We start from the raw sequence: 7,669 nt of genomic DNA on the forward strand, positions 1-7,669 counted from the left end.
TGCTGTCACCGGCACGTTAGTCGTCGCGCATTGCAGACTGAAGACCGAGGTGCTCGACGAACGGATCGAAATCCCGGTCGCTGAAGAGCAGCGGCGCACCGTTTTCAATGCACCACGTCGCGATCAGCGTATCGATGGTTTTGCGGATCGTTACGCCCTGCGCTCGCAAGATGCGGTAATTCCGGGCCGCCTGAATGGCGTTATCCGGCCCCACCAGCGAGACGACATCGAATCGCGTCGTCATCAGCTGCCGGGCAGTATTGAACGCCGACTCGGCGGCAAATCCCTGTAGCACCTCGGCGACGATCAGGTCGCCGGTGACCAGCACCTCCCGGCCCAGCAGGGCATCCAGTCGGCTGGCTTGGGGTGAAGCCAGCCCCCGGAAGTAGTCGATCCACACGCTTGAATCGACGAGTATCACTGGTCGCGCCTCATGGCATCCAGGTCGCCTTCCCACGGTAATTTGCCTCGGAACTGGCGAATCTGCTCCTGCTGCTTGAGCCGGATGATCGTTTTCAGGCCGAGCTCGACCGCTTCACGTTTGGTCCGGATGCCCGTTGCGGCAAGCGCTTCGGCCATCAACCGGTCGTCGATCTCGATATTGGTACGCATGGCGCGCCTCGTAAATGTGTATAAAACAATTGAATTATACACATCAAACGCTTGTGGTCCACGCTCCGGGTTGCGACATCCCGATTCGACCAGCAATCCCCCGGAGATCGTCAATTTCCATATTTCGTACCGGTTGTCCGGCGGAACAAGCCGGATTCGGACCATCACACTGAATAACCCTCCTTTATTGCATATCAACAAACCAGACCAAAACCGCGGCTTGACTCGCGCTTTCGATACGTATATACATATTACGTAATACGGTACATTATTCGAGCGAGGACAAAGAATGGCCCGCACCGGTCTTACGCGCATGGACGTAAAGCGCGCCCGCGAGGCGCTGCTCGCGCAGGGGCAGCACACATCAATCGACGCGATACGTATCGCGCTCGGCAACACGGGCTCGAAAACCACGATCCACCGGTACCTGAAGGAACTGGAGGAAGATGAGGGCACGTCACTCACACGCGCCGGGTCGCTCTCGGACGCGATCCAGGATCTGGTGGCCCGGCTCGCGGCCCGCCTGCATGAAGAAGCGCAAGCCCTCGTCGACCAGCAGGCCGCCGCTGCGGCCGCGCAGCGCCAGCAGGCGCAGTCCGAAATCGCAAGGCTCGGCGCTGAGCTGGCCACGGTGCGGGAGCAACTCTCCGGCGCCACCGCCGCCCTTTGCGCGGAGCAGGAAGCGCACGCCGGGACTCGCGTGGCACTGCATCAGCGCGACCTGGACGTCGAGCGGCTCACCCAGCAGGTAGGCGACCAGACCGAGCGCCTTGCCGAGCAGGAAGGCTTCCGCCTGTCGCTTGAGGCCAAGCTCGTGCATGCGCGCGATGCCCTTGAGCACTTCCGTACGGCCGCGCGCGAGCAGCGCGAACAGGAAGCGCACCGACATGAGCAGCAGGTCCAGCAGGTGCAGGCTGAGCTACGCCAGGCGAACCAGACGGCCATCGTCCGGCAGAACGAGATCACACAGCTGAACCGGGACAACGCGCGGCTCGTCGCAGAAGCGACGGCCACGACCCGGCTCGCGCGCGATCAGCAGGCACATGGCGAGGCGCTGCAGTCCGCCCTCAATCGTGCGCTCACCGATCGGGCGCGCGCCGAGGCCGAGCGCGACGCAGCGCAGTCGGCAGCCGATGCGCGGGCAGCCGAGCTGCTCCAGGTACGCGAGGCTCGCGACTCGCTCCGCGCGGACCTCACGAAGCTGGCCGCGCAGCTCGAAGCACAGCAGCAGCTCCTGGTGGACTACCGGATGCGGCTGGGCGGCGCGGACGCGGCTGGCTGAAAGCGCCGCATCGCGTGCCGAAAGGACGTCAGAATGGCAACGCGCACGCCTTTCGGCGCTTGCCATGAAGCATTCCGGCTTTCGCGTCGGCCCGAAGTTTCATGACTCCGGCCGGGTTGCGCACCGGCACATTCACCTTCTTCTCTTCCATGCGCTTCGCTACGGGAATCTGGCATGAGCGAATACCAATACTACGAGTTTGCATGCGTCGACCAGTTGCTTACGGCGACCCAGCAGGCAGAGTTGCGCAGTTTCTCCACGCGGGCCACGATCACCGCCTCAAGCTTCGTCAACGAATATCACTGGGGAAATCTCAAGGGCGATCCGCTCGAGTGGGTACAGCAATATTTCGATGCCCACGTCTACTCCTCCAACTGGGGGAGCTGCCGCCTGCTTCTTCGCCTGCCGCACGGGACGTTTGACGCGGCGACCATCCGCGATTACGTCAAGGCTGGACGAAAGAGGCGCTCCTGTTTCGAGAAAGCATTCGAGGCCATGGACGTCGATGACTGGTGCCTCCTCGACTGGTCGTTCAACGATGACTCGGGCGAACACGCCCGCTTCTCGGAGGAGATGGATGGTGCGGGGTGGATGACGCGCCTGCCGCCTGTACGCGACGAGCTGCTCGGCGGCGATGCTCGCCCGCTTTATCTTGGGTGGCTTGCCCGCCTCGGAAATGATGAGCTACACGATGATGAAATCGAACCGCCGGTGCCTGCTGGATTACAGGCGTTGACGCCCGCACAGGTAGCACTGGCCGAGTTTCTGATGCTGGATGCGGATTGGCTCGCCGCCGCCGCCGAGGCCAGCCCGTCATTATTGGCCCCAGAATCCAGTGGGAGCGAAGACAGTCGCTTTGATCCCTGGTTACGTGAGTTGCCGGTTGAGGAAATGCGGACGAAACTGCGCATGCTGCTACAGGGGCGCAGCCTTGAAGCGGAGCGAACGCTTCGAAACGCTTTTCTCAAATGGGAGAAGGGGAGGAATGCAAAGCAATTGAATTTGCCCAGGCGCCGTCGAATATCCGAAATCGAATCAAGGGCCGCCTCTCATCGTGCCATCCGTGAAAAAAAGGAGCAGGAAGCACGCCAGGCGGCCGCGGTCCGTCGTCGTGAGGAGCGCACACGGTACCTCACATCACTTCTCGAGCAGGAAGACACGGCGTGGTCAAGTATCGATGCACAACTGCGACGCACAACGGGCAGCGCCTACGATCAGGCATTCCAGAAGTTGCAGGATCTCGCCGAAGCGTATGAAAACGCAAGGCGGGATGCCGTATTCCGGCGTCGTCTGGCGCAATTGATGTCGAGTCATGGCAAGCGGGGAGCCTGGCTTGCCCGGCTGGAAAAAGCGGGGTATTTGTGGCAACCCAAGTCTTAGCCTCCCTGGCCTGACCTGCTGCATCATCTCCGCAAATCTGGGATGAACTCTGAGCCCAGATGGCACGCCCGGCATATATGCCAATTTTCGGCGATTTGACCAAGTCATAATAACTTGGACGCCTATGATAGGAAATTGTGCTTTTAGATACAGTTTCCGGTTATTTCCAGTTGATCCACCGGCTCCCCGTTGGCTCGCGGTAGATGCCGGTGGTACTGTGAATAATTAGAGCTGTTTCAAGAAGGCGAGCACGCTATCCGCGGGCTTGAACCGGAATGACGCGGCATGCGTCGGTGCTAGTTTTCCAAGCGCGTGTTCTTTGGCTACAAGATCGATGTCAGTGTAGAGGTGGGTCGTTTGGGAGCTTTCGTGCCCTAGCCAAAGGGAGACGAACTCGATCGTGTGACCATCCTCCAACAGGTGAGTGGCAGTCGAATGCCGAATAACATGTGGTGAAACCCGCTTGCCAATCAAGCTTGGGCAGTGCGTGCGGGCTCGGTCGACGGCCTGTTGCAGGATGTAGTCGACTCCGTTGCGCGAGAGTGTCCGGCCACGACTACTGGGAAATGCCACGGTGGTGCGCAGGCTCTCCAATTCCCGAAACCAGGTTTTCAGCATTTTCGCGCTCTCCGTAGGTATCGGGACGCTGCGTTCCTTTCGACCTTTCCCCATCAGATTAATCAGCGTGGTGCTGCCGAACTGAATCTGTTCGATTTGGAGCGCGGTGATTTCGGATACGCGCGCGCCAGTGTTGTACAACGTGAGCAGCAGTGCATAGTCGCGTCGCCCACGCCATTGCGAAAGGTCGGGTGCAGCGAGAATGGCGTCGATTTCATCGCGGCTCAGTGAGTGGATCAGCAATCGATCGGTCCGTTTGCACGGTATCGCGAGCACCCGAGTCGCGAGGCCGACCGACAGTGGATCGCATAGCGCTACCCATCGGAAGAAACTGTGAATCGCTGCAAGCCTGGTATTGCGTGAGCGCGCACAATTGTGGCGTTCGGTTTCGAGGTGATCGAGAAACGACAGAATGATCGACACATCCAGCGCGTCGATACGTAATGACGAAGGTTCCGTGTGCGTTCTGTCCCGCACAAACAGTAGTAGCAAATGGAGCGTATCGCGATAACTCGATATCGTTCGTGGACTCACCCGCTTATGCGCCAGCAGATGTTCGAGGAAAAAACCCTCCAGCAACGGGCCGATCAACTGGGTAGGCTTCATTGCGTTTCTCCACGGATTGCAGACCGTTCAAACGTCGATAAGGCGGTCGCCAACAACGCTGGCGTGGCCGTCAGGTACCAATATGTTTCGTCTGGGCTAACGTGTCCGAGATACACGGACAAGTTCGGAAGCCATTCCCGGATTGGCGCGCCTTCCTGGCACCATCGCGTCAACCGCTCAACGGCAAACGTGTGTCTCAGGCTGTGCAGCGTTGGTGGTCGGGCGCCTGAAGATGGCGCCATGCCGAGCTGGCGTGTAGTGCGGGCAAACCAGGTTGCGAAGAAGCCGTAGTTGATCGCCGTTCCGATTTCGGACATGAAGAACAGGTCAGACAGTCCGGCATAGCCGAGCTTTCCTCGCAGCAGTGCGTAGGTTCGTAATTTCTCCGCAGTGGTCGGATGGAGTACTACTATTCTCGACTTGCGAAACTTGGTCTCGAGGATCGTTACACATGGCGGATCAGCTTCCAGCAGAACGTCGTCGATCCTCAATCGGATGACTTCGCCCGCGCGCATGCCCGTACTGGCCAACAGGCCAATCATCGAAGCGTAGACGTGGGGGCGCAGCGTACGCTGTGGCCGCATCGCCGAAGCGGCATCCAGGATTCGAACGATCTCTTCCTGCGTAAAGATATAGGGCCGTCGCCGCCGCGGTCGAGCGAGCAGCCCACTATCGGGGATCTGTGTCTCGGGAATGCTGGCCTTCAGATAGCAGAGAAACCGTCTAGCCGTTGAGAGGCGGCGAGCCTGCCCGCCGGGGCTGCGGACGGATGATGGACCACATGCCCAGTCAAGCGCAAGTCGAGCATCAATCGGCCATCTGCCGTTTACTCCGGTCACATATTCGACGAAATTGTTCAGCATCCTCGTTCGCGCGGCATCCTTGAATCCCAGGGCTTCCCGGACGGCCAGGTAAGCAGCGAGATGGTCACGCAGTTCAAGATGCCCGTTCATGATGTCACTCCCGGCCACGGCAAGGCCACGTGGGCAAGCGCTGCGACGTCGAGCTTTGCGTAAATCCCGGTGGTCTTGATTGATGCATGACCAAGCACATCGGCGACGTCCTTGAAACTCGCGCCCCGACAGACCATCCGCGTAGCTGCGGAGTGGCGAAGGGCATGCGCCGCTGCGGGTATGCTATTGATCCCGCAACGCTTCATTGCCTGCCGAACGGTGCCCGATACCAGCGACGAATCGCGAATCGGCCCGTAGGGTTTCCTCGTGCTCAGGAACACCTCACGGCAGGAACAGGCCGGTCGTTCATCACGCAGGTAGACGTACAACGCGTCACCGACGTCGTGCGGCAGCGGTACTCGCCGCTCGCGGTGATTCTTCCCCGGTGCGATGCGTACAGAACCGTCGTCCCAGTCGATGTCATCGAGCGTCAGATGCCTGGCTTCGCAGGCACGCAATCCCAACCTCGCCAGTAGCAGCAGGATAGCTCGGTTGCGCAACTCGTGAGAACCGCCGTCCCGCGACGCATTGATCACACGTTCGGTTTCGTCGGCAGTCAGCCGAACGGGAAGCGACGCATACCGCCATTGGGGCATTGAGGGGATCGCGGCCTCCATCCCAGCGTCCATTACCCCACAAAATACGAGATACCGAAGCCATGACTGAAGAGATGTTCCCGGCTTATTCCGACTGTGGCCGTGAAGCCGGGTAGCCTCCTGGCGAGCGAAATCCGTGAGCCATTCCGCGCGCAATACGCATCGTTCCGGAACAACCACGTCGCGATATTGGGCAAGAAATCTGCGAACGAAAAAGCAGTATTGACGACGCGTGGCCGTCGCGAGACCGGCGACTTGCGACAGGTGGCCATCGAACTCATTGACCCAGCGATCAAGTTCGGCGGGTAATTCGACGAGCCGTGGCGACGTGGCGGTCCTTCGCGGCCTGCCAGCACAGTGTAATGTTGACATCAGCTTCTCCAACCGGCCACGATGGCCGATCGGTAAAGCTTGCTCTTTTATGCGAAGTCGCTTCCGGCACTGCGCGCCGCTGCTCGTTGCTGATTGGGCGTCTTCGGCTACCGACATCGAAGAACCGCTGATAACCAGGAACTGTGTCTAAAAGCGCTTAGGCTCTGCAGGGGATAAACGCTTACCTTGTTCGCCCCCCCATCCCAACCACCAGTCCTTCCTTGTGGGTCGTCGTGATCGACACCTTCATGCCGAACTCGTAGGGTGTGCGCACCTTGCCCTTCGCCAGACATTCAACCTCTGGCGCATGTAGTGCGTAGAGCTTGTTTTTGTCCTTCGGCTTCCGCGACAGCATTCGCTTCGTGCGCTCAATCAGCTCCTGCAGGACCGGGAGGTTTGAGTCCGCTACCTGGTCGACCTGTCGCTCCACATCGCGCATCACACGTCCAACGCGCGAACGTAACGTACGCAATGCCTTCCTCATGCGCTTGTACTGCTTCGCGTGAGCGTAGCGGCCAATCTGGCGCGCCAGGTGTGGGGCCTCGCGATTGTAGTTCTGCCTGAGCTTCAATCCGTGCCGTGCCGCAGCCTTCACCAGATGTTCGCGACACCGCTCGAGCAGGCGCGAATCGGTTGGATGGGCGATCGCCTTTTGCATGACCGTCGTGTCGACGATTACGCGCTTCGCGCTTGAGGCCTTGATCACGCCCGCGCGCTTCGCCGCTTCGATCGTCTCAGCCAGCAACTCCTCAACTCCGGCTTCCCCCAGGCGCTTGCGCCAGCGCGTCAGGCTCGACGGATCGATCGGCGGTTCGGTCTGTAAAAACGTTTCGCCGGTGAAGACTTGCCAATACGGGTTCTCCACCCATTGCCAGACCACTTCCTCGTCCGACAGATCGAACGCATGCTGGAGATACAACAAGCCAGCAATCAGCCTCGGTGAGGTGGCCGGCAGAGGTGGCCGCGCAAAATCGGACAGCGGGATAAGTGGAACGGCCGGGGCCTGAGCCAGCGATAATGCAGGCAAAGGAACCGAGGAAATGACGAAACGAACCCGACGCACGCACTCAGCGGCGTTCAAAGCGAAAGTGGCCCTGGCGGCAGTCAAGGGCGAGCGGACGCTGGCCGAACTGGCGCAGCAGTTCGATGTGCATCCGAACCAGATCACGGAATGGAAACGGCAGTTGCAGGAGCGCGCGGCCGACGTGTTCGGTGCGGCAGGCCCGGTGTCTAGCGAGCCACCGGTAGAC

General features: G+C 60.1%; 10 protein-coding genes and 1 pseudogene. 4 read left to right on the forward strand and 7 right to left on the reverse strand.

Annotated elements, in window-relative coordinates:
- Window positions 1-16: 16 nt before the first annotated feature.
- Entirely contained in the window at window positions 17-421 is a 405-nt protein-coding gene (locus M3A49_RS38900; protein ID WP_027820332.1) for a PIN domain nuclease, read from the reverse strand.
- Entirely contained in the window at window positions 418-612 is a 195-nt protein-coding gene (locus tag M3A49_RS38905) for a type II toxin-antitoxin system VapB family antitoxin (protein ID WP_028215418.1), read from the reverse strand. Before M3A49_RS38905 ends, M3A49_RS38900 begins: the two co-directional genes overlap by 4 nt.
- Window positions 613-901: 289 nt before the next feature.
- On the opposite strand from M3A49_RS38905, the gene M3A49_RS38910 reads away from it, so the two are divergent.
- Window positions 902-1,894 (forward strand): DNA-binding protein, encoded by a 993-nt coding sequence (locus M3A49_RS38910; protein WP_266233555.1) that lies wholly within the window; start codon window positions 902-904, stop codon window positions 1,892-1,894.
- Between the two features lie 28 nt (window positions 1,895-1,922).
- Here M3A49_RS38910 and M3A49_RS38915 read toward each other — a convergent pair whose 3' ends face one another.
- Window positions 1,923-2,045 carry a hypothetical protein gene (locus tag M3A49_RS38915; RefSeq protein WP_266233556.1) on the reverse strand — a complete coding sequence of 41 codons (123 nt, stop codon included), beginning with the start codon at window positions 2,043-2,045 and terminating at the stop codon, window positions 1,923-1,925.
- Between the two features lie 23 nt (window positions 2,046-2,068).
- Between M3A49_RS38915 and M3A49_RS38920 the strand changes: the two genes are divergently transcribed.
- Entirely contained in the window at window positions 2,069-3,274 is a 1,206-nt protein-coding gene (locus tag M3A49_RS38920; RefSeq protein ID WP_266233557.1) for a hypothetical protein, read from the forward strand.
- Between the two features lie 225 nt (window positions 3,275-3,499).
- Here M3A49_RS38920 and M3A49_RS38925 read toward each other — a convergent pair whose 3' ends face one another.
- From M3A49_RS38925 to M3A49_RS38935, 3 genes are read right to left on the reverse strand one after another with little or no spacing between them, the layout of a single operon-like run.
- The gene (locus tag M3A49_RS38925; RefSeq protein WP_266233558.1) at window positions 3,500-4,498 is read right to left on the reverse strand and encodes a tyrosine-type recombinase/integrase; all 999 of its coding nucleotides are present in this window, start codon (window positions 4,496-4,498) and stop codon (window positions 3,500-3,502) included.
- Window positions 4,495-5,451, reverse strand: coding sequence for a tyrosine-type recombinase/integrase (locus M3A49_RS38930; protein WP_266233559.1), 957 nt, complete (start codon window positions 5,449-5,451; stop codon window positions 4,495-4,497). The genes M3A49_RS38925 and M3A49_RS38930 overlap by 4 nt, the downstream gene beginning before the upstream one ends.
- Window positions 5,448-6,068 (reverse strand): tyrosine-type recombinase/integrase, encoded by a 621-nt coding sequence (locus M3A49_RS38935; protein ID WP_266233560.1) that lies wholly within the window; start codon window positions 6,066-6,068, stop codon window positions 5,448-5,450. Before M3A49_RS38935 ends, M3A49_RS38930 begins: the two co-directional genes overlap by 4 nt.
- Window positions 6,069-6,149: 81 nt before the next feature.
- Here M3A49_RS38935 and M3A49_RS38940 point away from each other — a divergent pair, with 81 nt between their 5' ends.
- Window positions 6,150-6,356: a hypothetical protein gene (locus M3A49_RS38940; RefSeq protein ID WP_266233561.1), complete on the forward strand. Its 207-nt coding sequence runs from the start codon at window positions 6,150-6,152 to the stop codon at window positions 6,354-6,356.
- A 262-nt stretch (window positions 6,357-6,618) separates the two neighbouring features.
- Here the strand turns inward: M3A49_RS38940 and M3A49_RS38945 are convergent.
- Window positions 6,619-7,371: pseudogene (locus M3A49_RS38945) on the reverse strand (IS5 family transposase); the annotation flags it as partial.
- A gap of 88 nt (window positions 7,372-7,459) precedes the next feature.
- Here M3A49_RS38945 and M3A49_RS38950 point away from each other — a divergent pair.
- A partial coding sequence (locus M3A49_RS38950) for a transposase (RefSeq protein ID WP_133185892.1) occupies window positions 7,460-7,669 on the forward strand: 210 nt, incomplete at its 3' end.

The organism is Paraburkholderia sp. CNPSo 3076 (genome assembly GCF_026343935.1).
GTDB lineage: Bacteria > Pseudomonadota > Gammaproteobacteria > Burkholderiales > Burkholderiaceae > Paraburkholderia > Paraburkholderia nodosa.

Coding starts and splice junctions, on each gene's coding strand:
- M3A49_RS38905 (WP_028215418.1), bottom strand. CDS start 612: ATGCGTACCAATATCGAGATCGACGACCGGTTGATGGCCGAAGCGCTT.
- M3A49_RS38910 (WP_266233555.1), top strand. CDS start 902: ATGGCCCGCACCGGTCTTACGCGCATGGACGTAAAGCGCGCCCGCGAG.
- M3A49_RS38915 (WP_266233556.1), bottom strand. CDS start 2,045: ATGGAAGAGAAGAAGGTGAATGTGCCGGTGCGCAACCCGGCCGGAGTC.
- M3A49_RS38920 (WP_266233557.1), top strand. CDS start 2,069: ATGAGCGAATACCAATACTACGAGTTTGCATGCGTCGACCAGTTGCTT.
- M3A49_RS38925 (WP_266233558.1), bottom strand. CDS start 4,498: ATGAAGCCTACCCAGTTGATCGGCCCGTTGCTGGAGGGTTTTTTCCTC.
- M3A49_RS38930 (WP_266233559.1), bottom strand. CDS start 5,451: ATGAACGGGCATCTTGAACTGCGTGACCATCTCGCTGCTTACCTGGCC.
- M3A49_RS38935 (WP_266233560.1), bottom strand. CDS start 6,068: ATGGAGGCCGCGATCCCCTCAATGCCCCAATGGCGGTATGCGTCGCTT.